Genomic DNA, 23,313 nt, shown 5'->3' with positions numbered 1-23,313 from the left:
CCGGCCGGTTTGCCGTTAAGCCCTTCCCCGGGAGAGGGGCGGACCGGTGAACGACGCCGGAGGCGGCGATAACGACCGGACCGAAGCGGGATGCGGCGTGTCGCGCGGAAGCGTATCCAGCAATGTTATTGTTCGATACGCGAATCTTTCAGTCCCAGGAAGTAGAGGATGCCGTCCAGCCCGATGGTCGAGATCGACTGTCGGGCCGTGGCCTTTACCTTGGGTTTGGCGTGGAAGGCGATGCCCAGGCCCGCGAGGTTGAGCATCGGCAGGTCGTTGGCGCCGTCGCCGACGGCCACCGACTGGGCGATGTTGATCTCCTCGAACTGGCACAGCAGCCGCAGCAGTTCAGCCTTGCGGCGTCCGTCGACCACCTCGCCGACATAGCGTCCCGTGAGGCGTCCGTCCTCGATCTCCAATTCGTTGGCGTAGACATAGTCGAAGCCGTATTTCTGCCGGAGGTAGTTGCCGAAATAGGTGAATCCGCCGGAGAGGATCGCCGTTTTGTAACCCACGCGTTTGAGAATGGTCATCATGCGCTCCAGCCCCTCGGTGATCGGCAGGCTGCGGGCGATCTCCTCCATGACCGAGACGTCCAGTCCCTTGAGCAGCGCGACCCTCTGCGAAAAGCTTTCGCGGAAATCAATCTCGCCGCGCATGGCGCTGGCCGTGATTTCGCGCACCTTGTCACCCACGCCCGCGCGCTCGGCCAGTTCGTCGATCACCTCGGTCTCGATCAGCGTCGAGTCCATGTCGAAGCAGATCAGGCGGCGGCTGCGGCGGTAGATGTCGTCCTTCTGGAACGAGACGTCGAGACCGATCTCCGAGAGGTTCATAAATCCCTCCTGCATCGTGCTGCGTTCCTGGTCGGTGAGCGATCCGCGCACCGAGAGCTCGATGCACGACTTGGCGGCGCGGTCGTCCTCGCAGAGGGGCATGCGGCCCGTGAGGCGTTTGATGGCGTCGATGTTCAGCCCGTGCTCGGCCACGACCTTCGTCACCTCGGCGATGTGGCGTGCCGTGACGGTGCGGCCCAGCAGGGTGATGATGTAGCGGTTTTTGCCCTGACGGCCCACCCAGTCGTTGTAGCGTTCCTCGGAGATGGGCGTGAAACGGATCATCACGCCCAGTTCCGACGCCTTGAACAACAGCTCCTTCATAATGCTTCCCGACTTGTCGGCCGTGGTCTTGATCAGGATGCCGAGCGTCAGCGACTGGTGGATGTTGGCCTGTCCGATGTCGAGGATGAAGGCGTCGTAGCGTGCGAGGATCTCGGTGAGCGACGAGGTCATGCCCGGTTTGTCTTCACCCGAAATGTTGATCTGGATAATTTCAACGTTGTTCTGCATCGTATAATGTATGGTGTTTTCCGGCGCTTTCTGCAAAAAGCGCAGACAAAGTTAATAAAGTTCTCTTTTTTTTGGCTATTTTTGCCTCACAAACTTAAAAAACGGAATTATGTGGACATTTTTAGCGGCCGAAGAACCTGCCTCGCTGATCGTGCCGGACAGTGTGCAGAAAGCGAATCTGGCCGAAGCGGTCAATAAGATCGTGAACATGGATTTCAGCACTTTGTTCGGCTCGCTGATTCGTGAATCGCTCTGGATTCTTGTCAAGGTTCTCATTGCGCTAGCCATCTATTTCATCGGACGCTGGCTCGTGCGCCGCTTCCTGCGGCTGATCGACGTGGCCATGCAGCACCGCAATGTCGACATTTCGCTGCGTTCGTTCACGCGTAATACCGTCAGCGCGTTCTTCACGCTGCTGCTCATCCTGATCGTCGTGTCGACGCTGGGCGTCAACGTGACATCGCTCATCGCCGTCGCGTCGGCCGCCACGCTGGCCATCGGTATGGCTTTGAGCGGCACGGCCCAGAACTTTGCCGGCGGGGTGATGATCCTGCTGATGAAACCCTACCGCATCGGCGACTACATCTCGGCGCAGGGACAGTCGGGAACCGTGCGCGACATCAAGCTCTTCTCGACGGTGATCGCCACGGCCGACAACCAGACGATCTACATTCCCAACAACTCGATCGCGACGGCCATCATCGACAACTATTCCACCTCCGAGACGCGCCGCGTGGACTGGACCGTGGGCATCTCCTACGGCGACGACGTGGATGTGGCCCGCAAGGCCGTCCTTTCGATGCTGGCCGCCGATCCGCGCGTCCTGCCCGATCCCGCCCCGGTGGTGTGGGTCGCTGCGCTGGCCGACAGTTCGGTGAACCTCTCGATCCGCGCATGGGTCAAGAACGCTGACTACTGGAACGTCTTTTTCGAGCATAACGAGCAGTTCTACAAGGAGCTGCCGAAGGCCGGCATCAACTTCCCGTTCCCGCAGATGGACGTGCACCTGACCAAAGAGTAGGGTATGAAAACGCACCTTTTCACCGTTCTTGCGGCAATGAGCCTTTCGGCCTGCAATCCTGACCGGGGACCCGAGTATACGACCCCGGCGGAATTCGGCGAGGTGACCGTGTCGCCGCAGACCATGGCCTTCGATTCGGAGGTCCGGGTGAAGGTGTCCGTTTCGTGCCCCTACGGGCTGCGCAACGTCTGCATTCTCTACATGCTCGACGGCGACGAATCCGACGTGAGGACCGTCGCGAAGACCGAGCCGCCAGCCGACGTCACCTCGTTCGATTACGAGGGAGTCATTCCCCGGCATAGAGCCGGCCGGAAAGTGACTTTCCGGATACGTGCCATCACGGCATACAATGTGCCCTCCTATACGCAGCTTCGGGAATATACGGTTCCCGACGAAGAGGAGGAAGAATCCGAACAACCCATTTAAACAACGAAATAGCAATTTTATGGAACTGAAAGAGATTCTGGCCATTTCGGGCCAGCCCGGACTTTATAAATTCGTGGCGCAGTCCGTGCGCGGCGTGATCGTCGAGTCGCTGCTCGACGGACGGCGCATGAATGCCTCGGCGAATGCCAAGGTGAGCGCCCTTTCGGAGATTTCGATGTTCACCGAAGGCGAGGACATTGCGCTGGCCGACGTTTTCACCCGGATCTACGCCCACACGGGCGGCAAGGAGGCGATCAGCCCCAAGGAGTCGCCCGAGAAGCTGAAAGCCGCGTTTGCCGAGGTGCTTCCCGAGTACGACCGCGACCGGGTGCATGTTTCGGACATCAAGAAGTGTTTCGCGTGGTACAACACGCTGGTCGGGGCGGGATTCACGGAGTTCAAACTTCCGGCCGAGAACGAATAGCGAAAAATATCCCGGCCCGTGCCGGGACGAACCGAAAGCCGCTGCGGCTTTCATAAAGACCTGTCGTTATGGAGAGGAAAACGAAAGTGCTGGCACTGGTTGCCCACGACAACATGAAACGCGACCTGGCGGAGTGGGTCGACTGGAACAGCCGCAAGTTGAGCCGCCACCATTTGGTATGTACGGGTACGACCGGCAAGATGGTCGAAAAGACCCTGCGCGACCACCGGGAGGAGCACGAGGACGAGACGGAGGAGAAACCCGAGCTGAAAATCACGCTGCTCAAGTCGGGTCCGCTGGGCGGCGACCAGCAGCTGGGGTCGCTCATCGCCGACGGAAAGATCAATGCGCTGATTTTCTTCTGGGACCCGATGTCGGCCCAGCCGCACGACGTCGACGTGAAGGCGCTGCTGCGTCTGGCGACGCTTTACAACGTCCCGACGGCCATCAACCGTTCGTCGGCCGATTTCCTGATCTCCTCGCCGCTGTACGAGGACGACGGCTACGAACCCGTCGTGAAGGATTACAAGGCCTATGTCGAGCGGGTGCTGAAATAGGCGATGGATTGAAAAGGGAACGGGCGTGAATTTCACGCCCGTTCCCTTTTTCGTTATTAAGTGTACGCAGAGGTTGTTTTTGCAGGAATCCGGAGCGTTTACTCCATGTCCAGCGGCATGGATTCGATGACCGCTTTGTTGGCGGCCTTGAGCCGTTCGGGAAGCACCTTCATCACCTTGCGGTCGTAGGTGAACAGACCGTTCACTTCGCCCTCCACGTCGGTGGTCTGGGTGTAGACGGCGCCCGAGAAGCCCAGACGCACGTATTTGATCAGGCTTTTGGCGTATTTCTCATACTCTGCCGTCACCTCCTCCGGGGTCTTGAACTGCACGTAGCCCCAGTTGCGCTTGTTCCACCAGAGGTGTCCCTCCATGGGCAGCCCGATGCCGCCGTATTCGCCCAGCACGTTCACGCGCTGCGGATCGAAGAGTTTCATGGCGGGACCCGGGTAGTTGTGCAGGTCGAGCATGTGGCCGCAGGGACGGTGGTTGCCGCCGCTGGCGGGGTTGACCAGACGCGAGGGATCGTACTCCATGGTCCAGTTCACGATGCGCTCGGTGTCGAACTGGCCCCATGCCTCGTTGAAGGGAACCCATACCACGACGCTCGGGGAAGACATGCATAAATCCATGATCTCCTTCCACTCTTTGCTGAAGTTGTCCTTCGACTCCTGCGTGCGGTTCTTGTCCGTACCGCCGTTGTAGGTGTGCATTTCCCACTTGTTGCCCATGTCTCCCGAGGGCATGTCCTGCCATACGAGAATGCCTTCGCGGTCGCAGTGGTAGTACCAGCGCGCCGGCTCGACCTTCACGTGCTTGCGGATCATGTTGTAACCCAGCTCCTTGGTCTTCAGAATGTCGAACAGCAGCGCTTCGTCGGTCGGTGCGGTGAAAAGTCCGTCGGGCCACCAACCCTGGTCGAGCGGACCGAAGTGGAAGAGCGGTTTGTCGTTGAGCGTCATGCGGAGGATGCCGCCCTTGTCGCGCTTGGTTCCGATCTTGCGCATGGCGGTGTACGAATCGACCTTGTCGACGGTTTTCCCGCCCTGCCTGAGCGACACTTCCATGTCGTAGAGGAACGGCGAGTCGGGGCTCCAGAGTTTCGGCTCGGCGATGCCCAGACGCAGCGGGTTTCCGGGAAGTCCCGTCGCCGAAGCCACGAGCTTGCCCTTGTCGAGGATCTTCACCTCCACCAGATCGCCCGTCGTGCAGTTTTCGGCCGCCACGGTTACGGCGATGTTCTTCTGGTCCAGGTTGGGAATGGCCTTGATGCCCGAGATGTGGCTCTTCGCCACCGGTTCGATCCACACGGTCTGCCAGATGCCGCTGACCGGCGTGTACCAGATGCCGTTGGGGTTCAGCACTTGCTTTCCGCGGGGCTGGTATCCCTTGTCCGTGCCGTCGAACACGCGTACGACCAGCTTCTGCTCGCCTTTGGCCTTGAGATAGGGGGTGATGTCGAGCGAAAAGGGCGTGAAGCCGCCCGTGTGCGAGCCTGCAAGGATGTCGTTCACGAATACGTCGGCTTTCCAGTCCACCGCGCCGAAGTTCAGCAGCACGTTGCTGCCTTTCCAGGCGGCGGGCACGCTGAACGTGCGGCGGTACCAGAGTTCATCCTTCTCGGTGAGGCCCTTCTGCACGCCCGACAGCGAGGATTCGACAGCGAAGGGGACGAGGATCTTTCCGTCCATCGTTTTCGGTTCCATGGCGCCGACGGGTTTGATGGCATAGTCCCACAGGCCGTTGAGATTCACCCACTGCGAGCGTACCATCTGCGGACGCGGGTATTCGGGAAGCACGTTGGCCGGGTCGACCTTTTCGGCCCATGGCGTCTTGATTTTGTCGCCCACGGGTTTCCACTGGGCAAAGGTGCACAGCATGCTCAGCGCTGCCACGGTTGTCAGAATTGTTTTTTTCATTACTGATTGATAAAAGGATTGAATATAGTGTTTACTGTCTCTTCTTCTTGAACTGTCCGGGGTAAGGCTCTACCATGCAGCGCTTTGCCCAGGCTTCATACGCTTTGGCCATCGCTTCGACCTTTGCGGGGGCCTGCTCCGGATTTTCGAGCACGTATATCTGATGGTTGCCCGTATTGCCGTCGTCGGCGCTCAAATAGATATACCATCAGGTTCGCGATCCGGCGCAGCGACATGGCGTTTACGGGAGCTTTCATGGTTGGGTTGGTTTTAAGATCCTGATTTACGAATACAAATTTCGTAAATTAAAATTTTTTACCTGCCATATTTTGATCAGAAAAAAGCAAGATTTAGTCAAAATGCCCCGCAGGGGTCCGGTTGGCGAAAAATTGTCGTCGATTGGTCAAATATTGGTGCCCCGGAACGGCTGATGTATTTATATTTGTATGCCAATCGAAATCGTGCATTATTTTATGCTATTCTTCAAACGCCCGGCTTTCGGCCGAATCTACGCCTTCGAGGTGGACGGCTACGGGAACCGCACCGGCCTGCTCAACAGCATTACGGTCGAGTAGGGACCGGTATGATTCCGATGAAAAAGCGGGGCCGCACACATTGCGGCCCCGCTTTTTCACAGGTTGTGCGACAGCGGTGCCGGAACCGCTTCGCTCAAATCGTAGCCGCCCCAGCGGCAGGCGATCTCGTCGAGCGTGGCGAACAGCTCGGCGGTGTCGAGCGATGTCACGAGTTTCAGCCGTGTGGACTTGAAGTCGGGCAGCCCCTTGAAATAGTTGGTCATGTGACGCCGCATTTCGAGGATTCCGACATGGTCACCCTTGATTTCGAGCGATTTCTGTAAATGTTCCTTCGCGATGGCCACGCGTTCCGCGACCGACGGCTGCGGCAGCGCTTCGCCCGTCGAGAGGTAGTGCTTCACTTCGCGGAATATCCACGGCCGGCCGTAGGTCGCCCGGCCGATCATCACGCCGTCCACGCCGTAGCGGTCGAACATCTCGCGGGCTTTCGGACCTGAATCGACGTCGCCGTTGCCGATGATCGGAATGCGTATCTGCGGGTTGTTCTTCACCTTGCCGATCAGCGTCCAGTCGGCCTCGCCGCGGTACATCTGCGCCCGCGTGCGCCCGTGAATGGTGAGGGCCGCAATGCCGACATCCTGCAACCGCAGGGCTATCTCTTCGATGTTTTTCGACTCCTCGTCCCATCCGAGGCGGGTTTTCACCGTCACGGGCTTCTTCACCGCCGCGACGATCCGGCGCGTCATCTCGACCATCAGCGGCACGTCGCGCATCATCCCCGACCCGGCTCCGCGGCCGGCGATCTTCTTCACCGGGCAGCCGAAATTGATGTCGATCACGTCGGGACCGGCCGCCTCGGCCATGCGCGCCGCCTCGACCATCGGGTCGATCAGGTGGCCGTATATCTGAATGCCCACGGGGCGTTCCGTGTCGTCGATTTCGAGTTTCTTGAGCGATTTCGCCGCGTCGCGGATCAGCCCGTCCGACGAGATGAACTCGGTGTAGACCATGTCGGCGCCGAAGCGTTTGCACATGTAGCGGAACGACGGGTCGGTCACGTCCTCCATCGGAGCGAGCAGCAGGGCGCGTTCGCCCAGTTCTATATTTGCTATTTTCATGGCTGTTGTTTCTGGCTGACGAGGATTTTGTCGATGCGCGCGCCGTCCATGTCCACGATTTCGAACGTGAAGCCGTTCCATTCCAGTTTCTCGCCCGTGGCGGGAATGTGGGCCAGTTGGTCGAGGATCAGGCCGCTGACGGTGTTGTAGGCGTTGCAGGGCAGGGCGTTTTCCAGACCGAACCAGTCGAGAAAGTCGTAGAAAGGGCATTGCCCGTCGACCAGACAGCTGCCGTCTTCGCGCCGGACGATGTCCGGTTCCTCGCGCGGGTCGGGCAGTTCGCCGACCAGGGCTTCGAAAATGTCGCGCAGGGTGATGATGCCGCGCGTCACGCCGAATTCGTCGCAGATGATGCCGTAGCCCAGCTGCTCCGTGCGCAGCTGTTCGAGGGCGTTGTAGACCTCGAACCCTTCGTGGAAGAATTTCGCCGGAGCGACCAGCCTGCGCAGGTCGAATCCCTCGTCGCCCAGGTGCAGGAAGAGGTCTTTGAGGCAGACCACGCCCAGCAGTTTGTCGAGACTTCCCTCGCCGACGGGGTAGCGGTTGTGGGGCGCTCGGGCCACCGTCTCGCGGATCTGCGCTGCGGACGCCGCCGCGTCGATCCATGCCAGTTCGCTGCGGTGGGTCATGATCGACTCCACGGTGCGGTCGCCCAGCGAGAAGACGCGGCCCATGATCTGCTGTTCGACCGCCTGCACCTCGCCGTCCTCGGCGCCTTCCTGGATGATCGAACGGATTTCCGCCTCGGTGACCTTGCTCTCGGCCCGTTGCAGGCCTAGCAGGCGGGCGACGCCCGCCGTGCTTCTGGAGAGCAGCCACACGAAGGGCGACGCCGCGACCGAAAGCAGCCGCATCGGCTGCGCAACGATTTTTGCGGCCCGCTCGGCGGCGTTCATGCCGATGCGTTTGGGAACCAGTTCGCCGAAGATGATCGTGAGGTAGGTGACCGCGATGACGATAGTGACCTGCGCCGTGACGGTCGCCGTGCGCAGCGGAATGCCCAGTCGGGCCAGCTCTCCGCCGAATTTCGCCGCCAGCGTGTCGCCGGAGTAAATACCCGTGAGAATGCCGATCAGGGTGATGCCGATCTGTACGGTCGAGAGGAACCGGTCGGGGTCTTTGGCCAGTTTCAGGGCCTGGCGGGCGCCTGCGCTGCCTTGCCGGGCCTGCATCTCCAGATTCGAGCGGCGGGCCGATATGAGCGCGATCTCCGACATGGCGAACAGCCCGTTGAGCAGGATCAGCAGCAGAATGACGAGAATTTCCATGGAATGTCTTGTCGGTTTGTGTCGCAAAGATAATGGATGTCGGGCTAAAACCAAAGAATATGGTCCCGGGGGAATTGCTTATTCGCTGAAAAACGCTAAATTTGCAGGCAAAATCTATTGGATATGAATATCGAAACCTTTATTTCGGATGCGGTCCGCCGGTCGGTGGAGGCGCTTTACGGTGAGCTTGGCGACGAGCAGTTGCAGATTCAGAAGACCCGCAGGGAGTTCGAGGGCGACTATACCCTCGTAACCTTTCCGCTGCTCCGGCGAAGCCGCAAGTCGCCCGAAGCCACCGCGACCGAAATCGGCGAATACATGGCGGCCAACGTCCCCGAGATCGCGTCGTTCAACGTGATCAAAGGTTTCCTCAACCTTTCGCTCGACAGTGCGTTCTGGGCGGCCCGCTTCGCCGAGGTCGCCGCCGACGAACGTTTCGGGCAGGCTCCCGCGACGGGCCGTACCGTGATGGTCGAGTATTCGTCGCCCAACACCAACAAGCCGCTCCATCTGGGGCATATCCGCAACAACCTGCTGGGTTACTCCGTGGCGCAGATTCTCAAGGCCAACGGCCATACGGTCATCAAGGCCAATCTGGTGAACGACCGCGGCATCCACATCTGCAAGTCGATGCTGGCGTGGAAGCTCTACGGAAACGGCGAAACCCCGGCATCGTCGGGGATGAAGGGCGATCACCTCGTGGGCAAGTACTACGTGGAGTTCGACAAACACTACAAGGCGCAGATCAGGGAGCTGGTCGCGCAGGGACAGCCGGAGGACGAGGCCAAGAAAAACGCCCCGATCATGCTCCAGGCGCAGGAGATGCTGCGCAAGTGGGAGGCCCGGGACCCCGAGGTGTACTCGCTCTGGGAGACGATGAACGGCTGGGTTTACGAGGGCTTCGACGTGACCTACAAGGCGTTGGGCGTCGATTTCGACAAGGTCTATTACGAGTCGCAGACCTACCTGCTGGGCAAGTCGCTCGTCGAGGAGGGGCTTAAAAAGGGTGTCTTCTACCGCCGTTCCGACAATTCGGTGTGGATCGACCTCACGGCCGACGGACTGGACGAGAAACTGCTGCTGCGCGGCGACGGCACGTCGGTCTACATGACGCAGGACCTCGGCACGGCTTTCCGCCGCTTCGAGGACAATAGGCTCGACGACATGATCTACGTCGTGGGCAACGAGCAGAACTACCACTTCCAGGTGCTGAAACTGGTGCTCAAGAAACTGGGCTACGCCGACTGGAGCGATCATATCACCCACCTCTCCTACGGCATGGTGGAGCTTCCCGAGGGCAAGATGAAGTCGCGCGAGGGTACGGTGGTCGACGCCGACGACCTGATCGAAGGCATGGTCTCGACGGCCCGCGAGATGTCGGCCGAGCTGGGCAAGCTCGACGGATGCTCGGAGGAGGAGGCCAATGCCGTTTCGACGATGGTCGGGCTGGGTGCGCTCAAGTACTTTATATTAAAGGTCGATCCCAAGAAAACGATGCTGTTCGATCCCCGCGAGTCGATCGACTTCAACGGCAATACGGGTCCTTTCATCCAGTACACCCATGCGCGCATCCGCTCGGTGCTTCGCAAGGCCGCCGAGGCGGGCATCGACTTCGGAGGAGCCGCCACGGCGGATTACCTGCGCGAGGAGATCGACCTGGTGAAGTCGCTGACGGAGTATCCGTCGGTGGTGAAGTCCGCGGGCGAGAACTTCGCGCCGTCGGTCGTCGGGGCCTATGTCTACGAGCTGGCCAAGCAGTTCAATGGCTATTACCACGACCATTCGATCCTCAAGGAGGAGAACGCCGGGGTGCGCACGATGCGTCTCCAGCTGGCGCAGCAGGTCGCCCGCGTCATCAAGGAGGGCATGAAACTGCTGGGCATCGACGTCCCCGAACGCATGTAACGCATTCTGTGATAATGAAAAACGGAGGTTTCGCCGAAACCTCCGTTTTTTCGTGCCGTTAGCGTGGTACGAATCTTGCGAGAGACGAGGACGTTAACTAACACTATTTTAGCGTGAAAACATTTGCATCAACTTTCGCTCTTTCTCTCGCGTTGTGTGCCGCTGCCGGAGCGACGGCCCAAACCAAGAGTGCGGTTCCGGCTCCTGCGGCCGATACCGTATTGCTGTCGGAGACTGCCGACGGAGACTACATCGTTCGCAGGTTCATCGTCAAAAGCCGCGGCGACGCCGACTATTCGATTCGCTACCAGATCAATCTGGCGACGCTCAATGCCGCGCTCAACGGCAATCCGCAGGAGCTGGACGGACTCAACGCCTTTGTGGACAACCTTGTGAAGGATACGCTCCGGCAGGTCTGCGCCGTGACGATCACGGGCTATTCTTCTCCCGACGGTCCGCTGAAGTTCAACGAAGCGCTGGCTGCCAAGCGGGCCGGCGATTTCAAGGCGTATGTCGACAGGAAGTACGATTTCTCGAAAAAGTACAAGGTGACGGTGAATTCCGTCGCCGAGGATTGGGAGACGTGCCGCGCGCTGGTCGCGCAGTCGTCGATGCCCGACCGGCAGTCCGTGCTGAACGTCATCGACGGCAAGCAGTCGTCCGATCAGAAAGAATTGGCGCTCAAGAAGATGCCGGCTGCGTGGAGCTACCTGAAAAAGAACGTTCTGCCGAAACTGCGCCGTGTCGAACTGACGATCGGCTACGGTGCGGGCAGCATCGTCGAGCAGCGCACCATGATCCCCAAACCCAAACCGGCTCCGCAGCCGCAGCCCGCGCAACCCGCTGAACCGTATGTCGTTGTCGACGAGCAGGTGAACGGAATCATCGTCGAGATGCCCGACAGGCACGAATACAAGAAGGAGGTGCGCGAGGAGTCCCGGGAGGTGAAGAAGGAGGCGAGGGCCGCCGAGCGGCTCGCCAAAAAAGAGGCCCGCGAAGCGCAGAAGATAGTCCGCCAGCAGGAGAAGGCTGCCAAAAAGATCGCTAAAAAGGAGGCCAAGGCCGCCAAGAAAGCCGAGAAGGCCGCCAAAAAGACCTACAAGGAGCTCGAAAAAATGTAATGAAAAAGGATTCCGGATTTCCGGAATCTTTTTTTGTCCGCCGCCCGCCCGGGAAATAATTCCCGGGGCCGCAGTCCGAAAATGTTTGATAATCCGAAACGTTTTATTACCTTTGTCAGAGCAAAAATTTTAAAATCGACTGAATATGGCAAATTTACGAAACCTGAAGAAGGAGATTGACTACCGCCTTGAGGAGGTTGTTTTCGACTGCGATATGGCTATCTGTTTTCAGCCTTCGAAAGAGAAGGAGATTTTCGAGGTGATGCAGGAGGCCGTCGGCGTTCGCAACGATCTGTTCGCCAAAGCGATGAATCCCGCCGAGCCGCACAATCCGTCGCTCGTCCGCAAGCACTACGCTGCCCTGCGCGCCGAGATGGACGACGTTTTCGGCAAACTTTTCGAAAAGTTGAGCAAGATCAACGAGCAGAAATAGGGTAGTCCCTTTCGCTGAAAAACAACGGAGCGCCTCATGCGGGGCGCTCCGTTCGTTTTATTCGTGGTCGCGGCAGCAGTCGCCGGGGTGGTGTTCCAGCACGGTGTGGGGGATGTGCCCGTGCGATACCAGTTGAATCGGGCAGTCGTAGTTGCGCAACTGTTCCTCGGTCAGAATGTTCGAACGGTGGCGGTGGACCTGCCGGTTGACGCAGACGATCTCCTTCACGACGCTGGTGATCGTGCCGATGTCGTGCGACACCATGACGATCGCCATGCGGGCGTTCAGTTCATGCAGCGTGCGGTAAAGCTCCTTCTCGAATTTGTTGTCCACGAAATTCGCGGGTTCGTCCAGGATCAGCAGCTTCGGGTCCGAGATCACGGCCCGGGCCAGCAGCGCCCGCTGCATCTGCCCGCCCGACACCTCGCCGATGGGGCTGCGGGCCGTGTCGGCGATTCCCGATGCCGCAAGCAGTTCCATCGCTCTGGCACGGTCCTCCTTCGTGTAGCGGGAGCTGAATCCGCGGCGGCCCTGCAATCCCGACAGTACGACCTCGAGGACCGAGATCGGGAATGCGCGGTCGAAATCCGAAATCTGCGGCATGTAGCCGATCAGCCGTTCCTTCCCGCGGAACAGCTCCGGGGCGAGAGTCAGCTCTCCGGTGTGGGGGACGGTTCCCAGGATGGCCTTTACGAGCGTCGTTTTTCCGCCGCCGTTGGGACCTATGACCCCCAGGAAATCGAGGTCCGCAATCTCCAGGTCGACGTGCCGGAGGGCCTCGTAGCCGTCGTATGCGACACTTACGTCGCGCAGCGTTACCAGATTCATTTTGCCGTGATTGAATCGGTCATTGCGTCGATGGCGCCGATGGCGTCTTCGTCCAGCGGGTCGATCTCCACGTATTCGGCGTCGATGTCGCGGGCGATGATCTCCACGGTCGATGCCGGGAACTGGTTCTGGTAGAAAATCCGCCGCACGCCGTCCTCGCGGGCCTGTCGGATAACCGCCGTCAGCTGTTTGGCCGACGGTTCCTTGCCGTCGGCCTCGATGGCCACCTGCCGCAGTCCGTAATCGCGTGCGTAGTAGGTGAGTGCGGGATGGTAGACGATGAAGTACTTCACGCCGCTCCGGGCGATCTTCTCCGCCGTGCGGATGTCCAGTTCCTTGAGCGTGCTGCGCAGCCGGTTGTAGCCGGCCTCGTATTTCACCGAGTCGGGATAGGCGTTGCGAATTGCCTCGTAGGCGTTTGCGGCCATCGTTTGCAGGGCTTTGGGCGAGGTCCAGACGTGGGGGTCTACACCGTGGGCATGCCCGTGGTCGTGTCCGTGGTGGCCGTGCGAGCAGGAGCCTGCGATCAGGTCGATACCGCGGCTCAAGTTCACGACTTTCGCCTGATCCCCGACTTTGCCCAGCAGGGTGGTTTCGAAGTCGATCAATCCCACGTTGAAAATGAGCTGTGCCTTGTTCAGCTCCACGAACTGCCGGGGCGTCGGCTCGAACGTCTCGGGACTTGCTCCGGGCGGCACGAGCACCTCGATTTTGAAATCGTCGCCGACAATCCCCTCCACGATGCTGCGCAGCGGGGGGATCGAGACGTAAAACGTATTCTCCCCGGCGGGTTGTTCCGGCGTGCAGGCCGCGAGCAGCAGGGCTGCCAGTAAGTATGCCGATAATTTACGCATGGTTGACAATCAATGATTTGTGATTTATACGGTAGGGTAGTCCCCTGTATTTTGTGCAAAGGTAGTAAAATTACCCGTAGCGGCGGGATTTTGCGGCTTGTTTTGTCGTTTCGGCCGAAATGTTTATCTTTGGCCCCCGATTAAAATCCCCGTATGCCGATAAACAATCCGAAAGAGGTCCTCGCCCTGGTGGAGAGGGCCGCCTCCGACAAGATTTCGCTTCCCGTTCGCAAAATATTGATTTTAGCGTTTTTAGCTGGCGCCTATATTTCTATGGGAGGCTTGTTTTCCATCGTGATAGGATATGGCTTTCCGTCGATGGCTCCTGCTCCGGGATTGCAGCGCCTGCTCTCCGGACTTGTCTTCCCGCTGGGGCTTATGCTGGTCGTTTTCGCAGGAGCGGAACTCTTTACGGGCAATAATGCCGTGCTGATCCCCGGTGCATTGGGACGACGTTATGGATGGCGTAAGGTGTTGTTAAATTGGATGTTGGTCTATGCCGGAAATTTTGTCGGGTCGCTGTTTTTCGCCTGTTTTCTCGTGAAACTTCCCGGCATGCTCTCTGCCGAGGCGTGGCGTTCGGCGGCCGTCGGCATTGCCGAGGCAAAGGTCTCGATGCCGTGGCTCACGGTGTTCCTGCGGGGTGTCGGCGCCAACTGGCTGGTGTGCCTGGCCGTGTGGCTGGGTTTGAGCGCCAACGATGTCGCGGGCCGGCTGCTGGGATTGTTTTTCCCGATAATGTGTTTTGTGGCAATCGGTTATGAACACAGCGTCGCCAATATGTTTTTCATTCCGCTGGGCATGATGCACGGTGCATCGGTCACCGTGTCCGATTTTCTGCTTGCCAATCTTGTTCCCGCGACTTTGGGCAATATCGCCGGCGGAGCGGTCTTTGTCGGCGGTATCTACTGGTATATTAATAAGTAAAAAACGGTTGATTATTAATCAATTAATATTCGGGTAACGACCATAATTTAACATAATGACAATATTAATTCAATTACCTTTGTACTGTAAGGATGCTTTTTTTATGGTCGCCGGTCGGACGATTGGCCGGCGGGTTAAATTCATTTTGGATTTTAAGCTTCGGCCGGCGGCGGATTATCTTCCTGTGCGTGCAACATTCACAAAAATATTCCGGGCGATGGCTTTTAGCGCTTTGTCGGCGTGAAACTCTCGAAGGTAAGGTCATCGTACAATATTACGATCCGCCGGACAGCGACGTCTGTTCGTGTGCCGGAAAATGGAGTCGTTGCCGGCGGCGCCGGATTTTCGGACGTTGTCGAAGCCGGCTCCTGATGCGGCGGGTTGAACGGCGTATTCCGGGTCGGACCGAACAATCCGTCGGAGATCGACGATTCGACCGCAGCGGCCGGTGCGGATTGTTCGGGTTCGCTGTCGCGATACATCTTGTCGGAATCGAGCAGCAGCCAGTCGGGATTGATTCGCGGGAACCTCCGGAGAATCTTTTGTAACAAATCGAAGCCCGGTTTGTTTCGCCCGGCGAGAATATGGGAAATTCCCGCCGGATTGATTTCGAGCAGTTCCGCGAGCTGGCTCGGCTTCAATCCTTCGTTTTTCATCAGATCGAGCAATTTTTCCCTCATCAGCGCAAATTTTTACAAATATAAAGTTTTTTCTTTTGTAAAACAAGTAAAATCTACATTTGTAAAATGTTAATAAGTGTCGACAAAGTTTACAAGTGTAAATAAGTCGATATGGTTAAATTTGCATGCAATCTATTTGTTAAAGCGTTATTTTAGATAAATAACAGTAAATATATGATATTATTGTATTTACGTCGTATATTGTTGGTGTTGTCTGCATGTAGCTGGTTATTGATGAATTAGACCGTATGATATTAAATCGTTTCTTTAAGTAATATTTGTAAATAGCTGATTGATGGATATATATTGCTCGATGTTTAATATTTTGATCGCTTGTTGGTCGCTCTGGAATTGCAGTTTATTCAAAGGATGCCGGATTATTACAATTGTAACTATTGACATCTTTAACAAACAGATGTGGTTTACAAATGTAATTACATATGGAAATGACGCGGACATTGTGTGTTTACATTTGTAAATACACTACCCTATTTTGTAAAAATGAATGCATTTTCAAGCTATTTCCGAACCCTTATCAGACATTTTGTTAACATCTCCGGATTTCGGATTTATTATGTTAAATAAAAAGAGGCCGGATAGTGTTGATAACCCACTATCCGGCTTAAATACAGCTTGTTGTAGATTTGTAAACAGCCTTCTATTTCGAGAGTTTGTCGGCTATTTCGCGGAACTCTTCCGGCGTCAGTTTGAGCTTTTCGCGGTGGAAATCCACGTCGTTTTCGCTCTGAATGGGGATCAGATGAATGTGTGCATGGGGCACTTCGAGGCCTAAAACGACGACTGCTACCCTTGCACACGCTATTTCCCGCTTGATTTTGGCTGCGACCTCTTTGGCGAAAAGCATCATGCCTGCCAGCGTTCGGTCATCGAGGTCGAAAATGTAGTCCACCTCCTTTTTGGGGACGACCAGCGTATGGCCTTTTGTCAGCGGATTGATGTCGAGAAATGCGTAGTAGTCTTCGTTTTCGGCTACTTTGTACGAGGGGATCTCCCCTGCGATGATGCGTGAAAAAATAGTTGCCATATCTTTGTTTTTAGGTTTTGCCTATTTAGCGACCGGGGCGTCTTCCGAAGTTTCGGCTGCATTTTTTTCTGCGGCGATTCGTTTATTGCGGATCAGTTCCTTGATGCTGTTAAATACATTGACAAGAATCATTATCAGCAGCAGGCTGTCGGTGAATGTGAACTTGTCCGGTTCTGCGAAAAGCCCGAAAATCGCCCATGTCGTGAATAACGCACCCCAGAACCAAAGCGCCCTGCGCTGCATTCGGACCGTTTTCGCGGCTTCCCGCCGGCGGTATTCTTCCAGCCATTTATTTTCCCGAGGTGTCATTTTCGTCATTTATCGAGGTTTCTGCTGTGGAGAGAGTGGGTCAGAGATCGCCCCAGGGCCTCTTGCCCACCAAAATACGCCTGTTATTGACAATGCCGAGAAGGATGCTGACGAGGGAGAGGGCGATCCCCAACGCTCCCAACCAGTCCGACCGGGAGATGACATCGGTACGGAATAAGTAGATTCCCCATCCGATACTTGCGGCGATTGCGCATCTGAGCAGGATGTATTGCAGTTTCAGATTGCGTTTTGCCTTGTCCGGGTCCCGGGCGGCGGCCCGCCAACGCAGTTCTTCGGGCGTCAAGGGGGCTTTAGGCTTGGTTTCAGGCATCCTATTCCTCGAACTTGGGTTTCAGTATTTCCGAGTAGATAATCGCCTGCCGGAGGTTGAATTCTTCGGTCTGGGACGTCGTTGCCGCATCCGGTGCATTGTTCGTGAGGGAATGCGCGGCGATTTCGTCATTCCCGCTGTCGTCCATGAGCCGGTTGACGGTCTGATGGCGTAAATGCCCCCTCCCGGCGGCTTTCGGCGTCGTATGTTCCGGTGCGTATTCCTCGGCGGGAATCTCCTCCAGACTCTGGCATTCGTCCGGAAAAACGGGTGCAACGGGCCACGGCGCAGGGCGTGGAGCAGGCATCGGAGCCGGTTCGGACTCCGGGTGTGCCTGCGAGGGCCACGCCTCTTCGTGGCCGGGTGTGCGGGCGCCTTTTCCGCGGGCCTTGCGCGATTGCGATACGACGTTGAATATCATCGCTCCGGCGATGATCACGACCCATATTACCGTTGCGAAATCATCCATGTCTTTAACTCAATGTTCGTTTGACACTCTCTATACCCTTTATCTTGCGCAGTTTGTCCATCACGGCGTGGAGACTTTCGGCGTCCTTCACGTAGAGGCTGACGTTGCCTTCGAAAATGCCGTCGTGGCTGTGGATGTTCACTTCGCGGATATTGATGTTGAAATCGGCGCTTACGACCTTCGCCAGGTCGAGCAGGATGCCCTGCCGGTCGATGCCGCGCAGTTCCGTGGTCACCAGGTAGGACATGGCCTTGTGCTGCGACCATTTGATCTCCTCCTTGACGATGTTGCGGCCGAACTGTGTCGCAAGACGGTTCAGCTCGTCGCACGTGGCCTTGTGTACGATGATGTTTCCCGAGGCGGGGTCTCGATACCCTACCACCTTGTCGCCCGGAATGGGCTTGCAGCACTCCGCGATTTCGAACTGCGGTTCCGTGGCCGGAGCCTCCTCTGCCGGGGCGATTTCGCCCGGAATTGCGGCATCGTCCGTCTCGTCCTCCTTCTTCTGGGGGATGAAGAGGGTCCAGAATTTGAGTATCTTGCTCTTGGAGTTGACCTTGAGGGCTTTGTCCAGGTTGTCGAGCGAGACGATTCCCGCTCCGATCTTACTGTACAGCTCCTCCTTGTTCTTGCTGTCGTAAATGGGCGTGATCTTGCGCAGTACGCGGCCGCTCAACTTGACGTTCAGCGACTTCATCTTTTCGTCGAGCATCTGCATGCCCCGCTCGATGTTGTTCTGCCGTTCGCGTTTGAGGAAACTCTTGATCGACTGTTTGGCCTTGGCTGTGGTGACCGTTTCGAGCCATTCGGGCTTGGGGCGGGCGTTGTCGGCCGTGATGATCTCGATCTGGTCGCCGCTGTTGATCTGCGTGGTGATCGGTTCGAGTTTGTGGTTGATCTTGGCGCTGATGGCGCTGTTTCCGATCTTCGAGTGGATGTCGTAGGCGAAGTCGAGGGCCGTGGCTCCGAACGGCATTTTCCGGGCTTCGCCCTTAGGGGTAAATACCACTATTTCCGACGTATACAGCGATAACTTAAAGTTGTCCAGGAAGTCCACGGCGTTCTCCGTCGGACTGTTCAGCGCCGCGCGTATCTGTTTCAGCCACTTGTCGAATTCGTCCTCGTCCTGCGAAATGGTCGCATGCTTGTATTTCCAGTGGGCGGCGAATCCGCGTTCGGCGATGTCCTCCATGCGCTGTGTGCGGATCTGCACCTCGACCCACACTCCGTCGGGTCCCATCACCGTCGAGTGCAGCGCCTCGTAGCCGTTGGCCTTGGGCATCGAAATCCAGTCCCGCAGCCGGTCGGGCTTGGGGGTGTAAATGTCGGTGATCGTGGAGTAAATCTGCCAGCATTGGGTTTTCTCCGACGGAAACGGCAGCGGCTTGAAGACGATGCGGATGGCGAACAGGTCGTAAATCTCCTCGAAAGGAATCTGCTTGCGCTGCATCTTGCTCCAGATCGAGTAGACGCTTTTCACGCGTCCCGAAATCTCGTAGTTGATGTTGTCGCGGTTGAGCGAGGCGATGATCGGGGCGTTGAACTTGTTGATGAACTCCCGGCGCGAAGCTTCGCTTTCCTGCAATTTCTGCGTGATTTCGGCATACTGCTGCGGGAAGCGGTACTTCATGCAGAGGTCCTCCAGTTCGCTCTTGATCGAGTAGAGCCCCAGCCGGTAGGCCAGCGGCGCGAAGAGGTAGATCGTCTCGCCCGTGATCTTGATCTGCTTGTTCATCGGCATCGCCCCCAGCGTGCGCATGTTGTGCAGGCGGTCGGCGATCTTTATCAGGATCACCCGTACATCGTCGGAGAGCGTGAGGAGCACTTTACGAAAATATTCGGCCTGCTCGGAGGTGTCGGCGTTGAACACGCCGGACATTTTCGTCAGTCCGTCGACCATCGAGGCGATTTTCGGGCCGAAAATGCGTTCCATGTCCTCCACGGAGTATTCCGTGTCCTCCACGACGTCGTGCAGCAGGGCTGCGACGACCGATTTCACGCCCAGCCCGATCTCCTCGATGACGATCTTGGCTACTGCAATAGGATGCAGGAGGTACGGCTCGCCGGAGCGGCGCCTTACCCCCTCGTGTGCCTCCTTGGCCAGGAAAAATGCACGTTTGATGAAGTTCCAGTCCTCGTCGTTCTTGCAGATCTTGGTGCACGAGAGGAGCAGGTCGTCCCATTTCTCCTTTATAAGGTTCTCATCCTCGGCAGTATATCCCATAGACTACTCCTTTTTGGTGGTCTTCATGGCTTCGCGGACCTTGGCCTCGATCTCGTTGCGCAGCTCCTCGTCGTTTTTCAGCAGCTCCTTGACGGCGTCGCGTCCCTGTCCGATCTTGCGGTCGCCGTAGGAGAACCACGATCCGGCCTTCTTGACCACGCCGTAATCGACGCCCAGGTCGACGATCTCGCCGATCTTCGAAATGCCCTCGCCGAACATGATGTCGAACTCCGCGCGTTTGAACGGAGGGGCCACCTTGTTCTTCACGACCTTGACCTTCGTGCGGGTTCCCAGCTGGTCCTCGCCGTCCTTGATGACCGACATGCGGCGGATGTCGATACGCACCGAAGCGTAGAATTTCAGCGCATTGCCTCCCGTGGTGGTCTCGGGGTTGCCGTAGACCACGCCGATCTTGTCGCGCAGCTGGTTGATGAAGATGCAGACGGTCTTGGTCTTCGAGATGCTCGACGTGAGTTTGCGCAGCGCCTGCGACATGAGTCGCGCCTGAAGACCCATCTTCGAGTCGCCCATCTCGCCCTCGATCTCGGCCTTGGGCGTCAGCGCCGCCACGGAGTCGATGACGATGATGTCGATGGCGCTCGAACGGATCAGCGAGTCGGCGATTTCGAGCGCCTGCTCGCCGTTGTCGGGCTGCGAAATGAGCAGGTTGTCGACGTCCACGCCCAGTTTCTGTGCGTAGAAACTGTCGAAGGCGTGCTCGGCGTCGATGAAGGCCGCGATGCCGCCGGCCTTCTGCGCCTCGGCGATGGCGTGAATCGCCAGCGTGGTCTTGCCCGACGACTCGGGACCGTAGATCTCCACGACGCGGCCCTTGGGATAGCCGCCTACGCCGAGCGCCATGTCGAGCGTGATTGAACCCGTCGGGATGACCGGAATGTCGTTCACTTCGGTGCTGTTCATGCGCATGATCGAGCCTTTGCCGAAGTCCTTCTCTATTTTCTGCATCACTGCGTCCAGCACTTTGAGCTTGTCCGCGTTTATCTGTACTTTTTCTGCCATTATGGTTTTGTTTTGTATCATTAACTTTGTTTCGGTCCGCTGCTGTCGAACTTCGCCGAGCGGCGGGAGCCGTTGTTTCGCCGCCTTGCGGCGTCGGGTCCCCGCCCGAGACGGGGATTTAGGGGGTGGGTCGGATTCGTAAACGACGCTTTAGGCGGCGAATACGGCGGTCGGACGCACATCGGCGGGACAAATTGTATCCTGTCCTTACTTATAGGAATCAATGATCTGCCGGTAGTGGTTCTTGGTGTCCACCTTGGTGAAAATCTTCTCGATGCGGCCTTCGGCGTCGATGACGAACGTCGTGCGCAGCACACCCATGTACTTGCGGCCGTACATCGACTTTTCGGCCCACACGCCGTAGGCTTCGCACACCGAGTGGTCGGTGTCGGAGAGCAGCGTGAAATTCAGGTCGTGCTTGTCGCAGAAACTGCGGTGCGACTTCTCGCTGTCGGGGCTTACGCCGATGATCCGGAATCCCATCCGTGTCAGTTCGGCCTTGCCGTCGCGCAGGCTTTTGGCTTCGAGCGTACAGCCCGAGGTGTTGTCCTTGGGGTAGAAATAGAGTATCGTGCGCTGTCCTCGCAGATCGGCAAGCGTCAGAGGCTCACCGTCTTGGGTCGTGGACTTGAAATCGGGGGCCATCTCCCCCGCCTGCAACTGTGTCATAGCGTTTTCCGAAAAAGAGATTATTTTCTCAAAGGTATGAATTTTCCGGCGATTTTCATGCTTCCCGGGCGACTTTTTTGCGGCCTAATCCCATTGGTAGGTCACTTCGATCTGCTCGTTGAACTCCTCCTGCGTGGTGTTGAGCCGGTGCAGGCAGGCAGGACACCGGATGGCCGTTTCGGTCTCGACGTATTCGCCGCACCCGACGCACATCGGCAGCAGGCCGTAGCCCGGCTGCATGGAGTGCTCGAACTGCGCTCCGCAGTGCTTGCACCTGATTCTGTAAGCTGTTCCCATTGTCGTTTTGTTTTTGGTTCACGCTGCAAAGGAACGGTCTGCGAGTGACAGGTTGTGACACAGCGGTGAAAAATGTAAAATAAACCCGCCGACAGCTGTCGGCGGGTCGTTCGGCTAATGGTGGTGTTCGGCCTCCATGGCCTCCTGCCGGGTCTTGTGGACCGTGCCGTGGGGGTGTTCCGCCGGGGCGTAAATCGAGTAGATTTTCAGCGGTTTGTCACCCGTGTTGACGATGTTGTGCCATTTTCCGGCCGGGACCAGGATCGCATAGTCGTCCGAGACCTCGCGCACGAAGTCGAGGTTGTCCTCGCTGTCGCCCATCATCACGCGTGCCGTGCCCTCCTCCACGCGCAGGAACTGGTCGATGTCGTGGTGTTGTTCCAGCCCCACGTCGCCGCCGGCGGGAATCGCCATCAGCGTCACCTGCAAGTTGCTGCCGGTCCACAATGCGGTCCGGAAATTCTCGTTCGCGAGCGTGTGGCTTTCGATGTTCAGCACCGTCGGTTCGGCTCCGTGATCTTTCAGCGAGACGGGTTCGGCGGAGGCTTTTGCCTGCGGGGCCGGAGCTTGCCGGCAGCACGATGCGGCGGCGAGTGCGAGGCACAGCGCGCCGGTCGTCAGGAGGTGATTTCGTTTCATGCGGTTTGCTTTCAAAGTTTGTGGAAATATAGTGAAAAATTTACATTTTCGGGGTGTTTGCCGCAATATATTCGCGGATATAGCCCGTCAGCTCGGGGGAGTCGACGATGCGGATGTCGTCCAGCAGCCCCACGACGAAGCGTCCCACCCCGGCCATTCCGGCCACCTCCGTGTCGAGCGACCAGCGTCCCCGCCCCAGCGGTTTCACATCGCGTTCGGCCAACGGATACTCCTCGCACAACAGGTTGTAGGCCAGCGTTCCCAGTTCCAGCCGCACGCGGCGGCGCGCCCCGCCGTGCATGCGGAAGGCGTCGATGAATCCCTCGCTGTGGGCTTCTTGGTGCTCCCACGCCGCTTCGGACAGCTCCACGGAGCCGATACGCGAGGTTTTGAAGAGTTTGTTCGTGTGGCTTTCGAGGTCGTAGCACCACACCTGCACGTAGTTGGTCGTGAAGGCGAAAGGCTCTACCCTGCGGTCGCGGACCCCGCCTCCGTGGGCCGACAGGTAGCCGTGCAGCACGGCCTGCCGCTCCTGCTCGATGGCCTCGATCAGCCGCCGGATGTTCGGGGCGTTTTTGCCCCGCACGACGGTGTCGGCCAGCGTCTTGTTGTCGTAGACGGAGTAGAGTTTGCGCTTGAGGTTCTGCTTGAGCATATTGGTGTCGTCGATGTTCTCGATGGTGTTTTTCAGGATCACGGCCTCCTCCTCGGTGAAGTGCACCAGCTGCGAGATGTCGCGGAAGTGCGGCGACTCCTTGTCGAGACGGATGCAGTCGCCCGATTTCTTGATCACGAACCCCGCCTCGCGAAAGGTGTCGATATACCGGTAGACCGTGCGGCGCGACATCTGGAGCCGTTCGGCCAGCTGGTCGACGTTGTAGGTGGTGTTGGCCGTCAGCAGCTTCATAAGCCGCAGCAGGCGTTCGAGTTTGGGTTGGTCCATA

26 protein-coding genes are annotated in these 23,313 nt (G+C 57.7%); 8 read left to right on the top strand and 18 right to left on the bottom strand.

Annotated elements, in window-relative coordinates:
• Nucleotides 1-125: 125 nt before the first annotated feature.
• A complete protein-coding gene (serB, locus tag DWW03_RS05375; protein ID WP_044054862.1) occupies nucleotides 126-1,349 on the bottom strand; it encodes a phosphoserine phosphatase SerB in 1,224 nt (407 codons plus the stop codon).
• A 109-nt stretch (nucleotides 1,350-1,458) separates the two neighbouring features.
• Between serB and DWW03_RS05370 the strand changes: the two genes are divergently transcribed.
• The 4 genes from DWW03_RS05370 to DWW03_RS05355 all read left to right on the top strand — a co-directional run bounded on the left by DWW03_RS05370 (nucleotide 1,459) and on the right by DWW03_RS05355 (nucleotide 3,777).
• Nucleotides 1,459-2,370: a mechanosensitive ion channel family protein gene (locus tag DWW03_RS05370; protein ID WP_015547753.1), complete on the top strand. Its 912-nt coding sequence runs from the start codon at nucleotides 1,459-1,461 to the stop codon at nucleotides 2,368-2,370.
• A 3-nt stretch (nucleotides 2,371-2,373) separates the two neighbouring features.
• Entirely contained in the window at nucleotides 2,374-2,796 is a 423-nt protein-coding gene (locus tag DWW03_RS05365; protein WP_118406448.1) for a hypothetical protein, read from the top strand.
• A 19-nt stretch (nucleotides 2,797-2,815) separates the two neighbouring features.
• Nucleotides 2,816-3,220 (top strand): DUF5606 domain-containing protein, encoded by a 405-nt coding sequence (locus DWW03_RS05360; RefSeq protein WP_015547751.1) that lies wholly within the window; start codon nucleotides 2,816-2,818, stop codon nucleotides 3,218-3,220.
• Nucleotides 3,221-3,288: 68 nt separating this feature from the next.
• Entirely contained in the window at nucleotides 3,289-3,777 is a 489-nt protein-coding gene (locus tag DWW03_RS05355) for a methylglyoxal synthase (protein WP_022062448.1), read from the top strand.
• 98 nt (nucleotides 3,778-3,875) lie between these two features.
• Here the strand turns inward: DWW03_RS05355 and DWW03_RS05350 are convergent, their stop codons facing one another.
• The 4 genes from DWW03_RS05350 to DWW03_RS05340 all read right to left on the bottom strand — a co-directional run bounded on the left by DWW03_RS05350 (nucleotide 3,876) and on the right by DWW03_RS05340 (nucleotide 8,618).
• Nucleotides 3,876-5,696, bottom strand: coding sequence for a glycoside hydrolase family 2 protein (locus tag DWW03_RS05350; RefSeq protein WP_118406447.1), 1,821 nt, complete (start codon nucleotides 5,694-5,696; stop codon nucleotides 3,876-3,878).
• Between the two features lie 31 nt (nucleotides 5,697-5,727).
• Nucleotides 5,728-5,892, bottom strand: a complete 165-nt coding sequence (locus DWW03_RS16545) for a hypothetical protein (RefSeq protein WP_153811583.1) — start codon at nucleotides 5,890-5,892, stop codon at nucleotides 5,728-5,730.
• A 435-nt stretch (nucleotides 5,893-6,327) separates the two neighbouring features.
• The gene (dusB, locus tag DWW03_RS05345) at nucleotides 6,328-7,350 is read right to left on the bottom strand and encodes a tRNA dihydrouridine synthase DusB (RefSeq protein WP_022062445.1); all 1,023 of its coding nucleotides are present in this window, start codon (nucleotides 7,348-7,350) and stop codon (nucleotides 6,328-6,330) included.
• Complete coding sequence (locus tag DWW03_RS05340; protein ID WP_022062444.1) at nucleotides 7,347-8,618, bottom strand: hemolysin family protein; 1,272 nt, start codon at nucleotides 8,616-8,618, stop codon at nucleotides 7,347-7,349. Before DWW03_RS05340 ends, dusB begins: the two co-directional genes overlap by 4 nt.
• A gap of 123 nt (nucleotides 8,619-8,741) precedes the next feature.
• On the opposite strand from DWW03_RS05340, the gene argS reads away from it, so the two are divergent.
• From argS to DWW03_RS05325, 3 genes are all read left to right on the top strand, one after another.
• On the top strand, nucleotides 8,742-10,523 hold the full coding sequence (gene argS, locus DWW03_RS05335; protein ID WP_022062443.1) for an arginine--tRNA ligase: 1,782 nt from the start codon (nucleotides 8,742-8,744) through the stop codon (nucleotides 10,521-10,523).
• Nucleotides 10,524-10,636: 113 nt separating this feature from the next.
• Entirely contained in the window at nucleotides 10,637-11,644 is a 1,008-nt protein-coding gene (locus DWW03_RS05330) for a hypothetical protein (RefSeq protein WP_240046618.1), read from the top strand.
• A gap of 145 nt (nucleotides 11,645-11,789) precedes the next feature.
• Nucleotides 11,790-12,077 (top strand): hypothetical protein, encoded by a 288-nt coding sequence (locus DWW03_RS05325; protein ID WP_022062441.1) that lies wholly within the window; start codon nucleotides 11,790-11,792, stop codon nucleotides 12,075-12,077.
• Between the two features lie 57 nt (nucleotides 12,078-12,134).
• On the opposite strand, the gene DWW03_RS05320 is transcribed toward DWW03_RS05325, so the two are convergent.
• Nucleotides 12,135-12,905, bottom strand: a complete 771-nt coding sequence (locus DWW03_RS05320) for a metal ABC transporter ATP-binding protein (protein WP_022062440.1) — start codon at nucleotides 12,903-12,905, stop codon at nucleotides 12,135-12,137.
• Nucleotides 12,902-13,759, bottom strand: coding sequence for a metal ABC transporter solute-binding protein, Zn/Mn family (locus tag DWW03_RS05315; RefSeq protein ID WP_015547742.1), 858 nt, complete (start codon nucleotides 13,757-13,759; stop codon nucleotides 12,902-12,904). The genes DWW03_RS05320 and DWW03_RS05315 overlap by 4 nt, the downstream gene beginning before the upstream one ends.
• Before the next feature lie 153 nt (nucleotides 13,760-13,912).
• Between DWW03_RS05315 and DWW03_RS05310 the strand changes: the two genes are divergently transcribed.
• Entirely contained in the window at nucleotides 13,913-14,686 is a 774-nt protein-coding gene (locus DWW03_RS05310) for a formate/nitrite transporter family protein (protein ID WP_015547741.1), read from the top strand.
• A gap of 224 nt (nucleotides 14,687-14,910) precedes the next feature.
• On the opposite strand, the gene DWW03_RS05305 is transcribed toward DWW03_RS05310, so the two are convergent.
• The 11 genes from DWW03_RS05305 to DWW03_RS05255 all read right to left on the bottom strand — a co-directional run bounded on the left by DWW03_RS05305 (nucleotide 14,911) and on the right by DWW03_RS05255 (nucleotide 23,312).
• Nucleotides 14,911-15,366: a helix-turn-helix domain-containing protein gene (locus DWW03_RS05305; RefSeq protein ID WP_022062439.1), complete on the bottom strand. Its 456-nt coding sequence runs from the start codon at nucleotides 15,364-15,366 to the stop codon at nucleotides 14,911-14,913.
• 658 nt (nucleotides 15,367-16,024) lie between these two features.
• Nucleotides 16,025-16,411, bottom strand: coding sequence for an HIT family protein (locus DWW03_RS05300; protein ID WP_022062438.1), 387 nt, complete (start codon nucleotides 16,409-16,411; stop codon nucleotides 16,025-16,027).
• Between the two features lie 21 nt (nucleotides 16,412-16,432).
• Nucleotides 16,433-16,729 (bottom strand): hypothetical protein, encoded by a 297-nt coding sequence (locus DWW03_RS05295; protein ID WP_022062437.1) that lies wholly within the window; start codon nucleotides 16,727-16,729, stop codon nucleotides 16,433-16,435.
• Between the two features lie 31 nt (nucleotides 16,730-16,760).
• Nucleotides 16,761-17,051 (bottom strand): hypothetical protein, encoded by a 291-nt coding sequence (locus tag DWW03_RS05290; protein WP_022062436.1) that lies wholly within the window; start codon nucleotides 17,049-17,051, stop codon nucleotides 16,761-16,763.
• A gap of 1 nt (nucleotide 17,052) precedes the next feature.
• Nucleotides 17,053-17,520, bottom strand: a complete 468-nt coding sequence (locus DWW03_RS05285; protein ID WP_022062435.1) for a hypothetical protein — start codon at nucleotides 17,518-17,520, stop codon at nucleotides 17,053-17,055.
• Nucleotides 17,521-17,524: 4 nt separating this feature from the next.
• A complete protein-coding gene (locus DWW03_RS05280; protein WP_015547736.1) occupies nucleotides 17,525-19,744 on the bottom strand; it encodes a RelA/SpoT family protein in 2,220 nt (739 codons plus the stop codon).
• A gap of 3 nt (nucleotides 19,745-19,747) precedes the next feature.
• On the bottom strand, nucleotides 19,748-20,764 hold the full coding sequence (recA, locus tag DWW03_RS05275) for a recombinase RecA (protein WP_015547735.1): 1,017 nt from the start codon (nucleotides 20,762-20,764) through the stop codon (nucleotides 19,748-19,750).
• 207 nt (nucleotides 20,765-20,971) lie between these two features.
• A complete protein-coding gene (gene bcp, locus DWW03_RS05270) occupies nucleotides 20,972-21,433 on the bottom strand; it encodes a thioredoxin-dependent thiol peroxidase (protein ID WP_015547734.1) in 462 nt (153 codons plus the stop codon).
• A gap of 84 nt (nucleotides 21,434-21,517) precedes the next feature.
• Nucleotides 21,518-21,730 (bottom strand): hypothetical protein, encoded by a 213-nt coding sequence (locus DWW03_RS05265; RefSeq protein WP_022062434.1) that lies wholly within the window; start codon nucleotides 21,728-21,730, stop codon nucleotides 21,518-21,520.
• 114 nt (nucleotides 21,731-21,844) lie between these two features.
• Nucleotides 21,845-22,369 carry a cupin domain-containing protein gene (locus DWW03_RS05260; RefSeq protein WP_015547732.1) on the bottom strand — a complete coding sequence of 175 codons (525 nt, stop codon included), beginning with the start codon at nucleotides 22,367-22,369 and terminating at the stop codon, nucleotides 21,845-21,847.
• A 40-nt stretch (nucleotides 22,370-22,409) separates the two neighbouring features.
• Nucleotides 22,410-23,312, bottom strand: coding sequence for a helix-turn-helix transcriptional regulator (locus DWW03_RS05255; protein ID WP_022062433.1), 903 nt, complete (start codon nucleotides 23,310-23,312; stop codon nucleotides 22,410-22,412).
• Nucleotide 23,313: the final 1 nt, after the last annotated feature.

Origin of the sequence: Alistipes sp. AF14-19 (assembly GCF_003461645.1) — a bacterium.
GTDB lineage: Bacteria > Bacteroidota > Bacteroidia > Bacteroidales > Rikenellaceae > Alistipes > Alistipes shahii.
This window is presented reverse-complemented; position numbering and strand designations above follow the sequence as displayed.

Bases quoted from the DNA above. Each gene is read 5' to 3' on its own strand.
- DWW03_RS05305 (WP_022062439.1), bottom strand. From the start codon at position 15,366: ATGAGGGAAAAATTGCTCGATCTGATGAAAAACGAAGGATTGAAGCCG.
- DWW03_RS05265 (WP_022062434.1), bottom strand. From the start codon at position 21,730: ATGGGAACAGCTTACAGAATCAGGTGCAAGCACTGCGGAGCGCAGTTC.
- DWW03_RS05360 (WP_015547751.1), top strand. From the start codon at position 2,816: ATGGAACTGAAAGAGATTCTGGCCATTTCGGGCCAGCCCGGACTTTAT.
- DWW03_RS05300 (WP_022062438.1), bottom strand. From the start codon at position 16,411: ATGGCAACTATTTTTTCACGCATCATCGCAGGGGAGATCCCCTCGTAC.
- DWW03_RS05290 (WP_022062436.1), bottom strand. From the start codon at position 17,051: ATGCCTGAAACCAAGCCTAAAGCCCCCTTGACGCCCGAAGAACTGCGT.
- DWW03_RS05350 (WP_118406447.1), bottom strand. From the start codon at position 5,696: ATGAAAAAAACAATTCTGACAACCGTGGCAGCGCTGAGCATGCTGTGC.
- DWW03_RS05365 (WP_118406448.1), top strand. From the start codon at position 2,374: ATGAAAACGCACCTTTTCACCGTTCTTGCGGCAATGAGCCTTTCGGCC.
- DWW03_RS05260 (WP_015547732.1), bottom strand. From the start codon at position 22,369: ATGAAACGAAATCACCTCCTGACGACCGGCGCGCTGTGCCTCGCACTC.
- DWW03_RS05370 (WP_015547753.1), top strand. From the start codon at position 1,459: ATGTGGACATTTTTAGCGGCCGAAGAACCTGCCTCGCTGATCGTGCCG.
- bcp (WP_015547734.1), bottom strand. From the start codon at position 21,433: ATGACACAGTTGCAGGCGGGGGAGATGGCCCCCGATTTCAAGTCCACG.
- DWW03_RS05310 (WP_015547741.1), top strand. From the start codon at position 13,913: ATGCCGATAAACAATCCGAAAGAGGTCCTCGCCCTGGTGGAGAGGGCC.
- DWW03_RS05295 (WP_022062437.1), bottom strand. From the start codon at position 16,729: ATGACGAAAATGACACCTCGGGAAAATAAATGGCTGGAAGAATACCGC.
- serB (WP_044054862.1), bottom strand. From the start codon at position 1,349: ATGCAGAACAACGTTGAAATTATCCAGATCAACATTTCGGGTGAAGAC.
- DWW03_RS05255 (WP_022062433.1), bottom strand. From the start codon at position 23,312: ATGGACCAACCCAAACTCGAACGCCTGCTGCGGCTTATGAAGCTGCTG.
- DWW03_RS05280 (WP_015547736.1), bottom strand. From the start codon at position 19,744: ATGGGATATACTGCCGAGGATGAGAACCTTATAAAGGAGAAATGGGAC.
- DWW03_RS05320 (WP_022062440.1), bottom strand. From the start codon at position 12,905: ATGAATCTGGTAACGCTGCGCGACGTAAGTGTCGCATACGACGGCTAC.
- argS (WP_022062443.1), top strand. From the start codon at position 8,742: ATGAATATCGAAACCTTTATTTCGGATGCGGTCCGCCGGTCGGTGGAG.
- recA (WP_015547735.1), bottom strand. From the start codon at position 20,764: ATGGCAGAAAAAGTACAGATAAACGCGGACAAGCTCAAAGTGCTGGAC.
- DWW03_RS05285 (WP_022062435.1), bottom strand. From the start codon at position 17,520: ATGGATGATTTCGCAACGGTAATATGGGTCGTGATCATCGCCGGAGCG.
- DWW03_RS05315 (WP_015547742.1), bottom strand. From the start codon at position 13,759: ATGCGTAAATTATCGGCATACTTACTGGCAGCCCTGCTGCTCGCGGCC.
- dusB (WP_022062445.1), bottom strand. From the start codon at position 7,350: ATGAAAATAGCAAATATAGAACTGGGCGAACGCGCCCTGCTGCTCGCT.
- DWW03_RS05340 (WP_022062444.1), bottom strand. From the start codon at position 8,618: ATGGAAATTCTCGTCATTCTGCTGCTGATCCTGCTCAACGGGCTGTTC.
- DWW03_RS05325 (WP_022062441.1), top strand. From the start codon at position 11,790: ATGGCAAATTTACGAAACCTGAAGAAGGAGATTGACTACCGCCTTGAG.
- DWW03_RS05355 (WP_022062448.1), top strand. From the start codon at position 3,289: ATGGAGAGGAAAACGAAAGTGCTGGCACTGGTTGCCCACGACAACATG.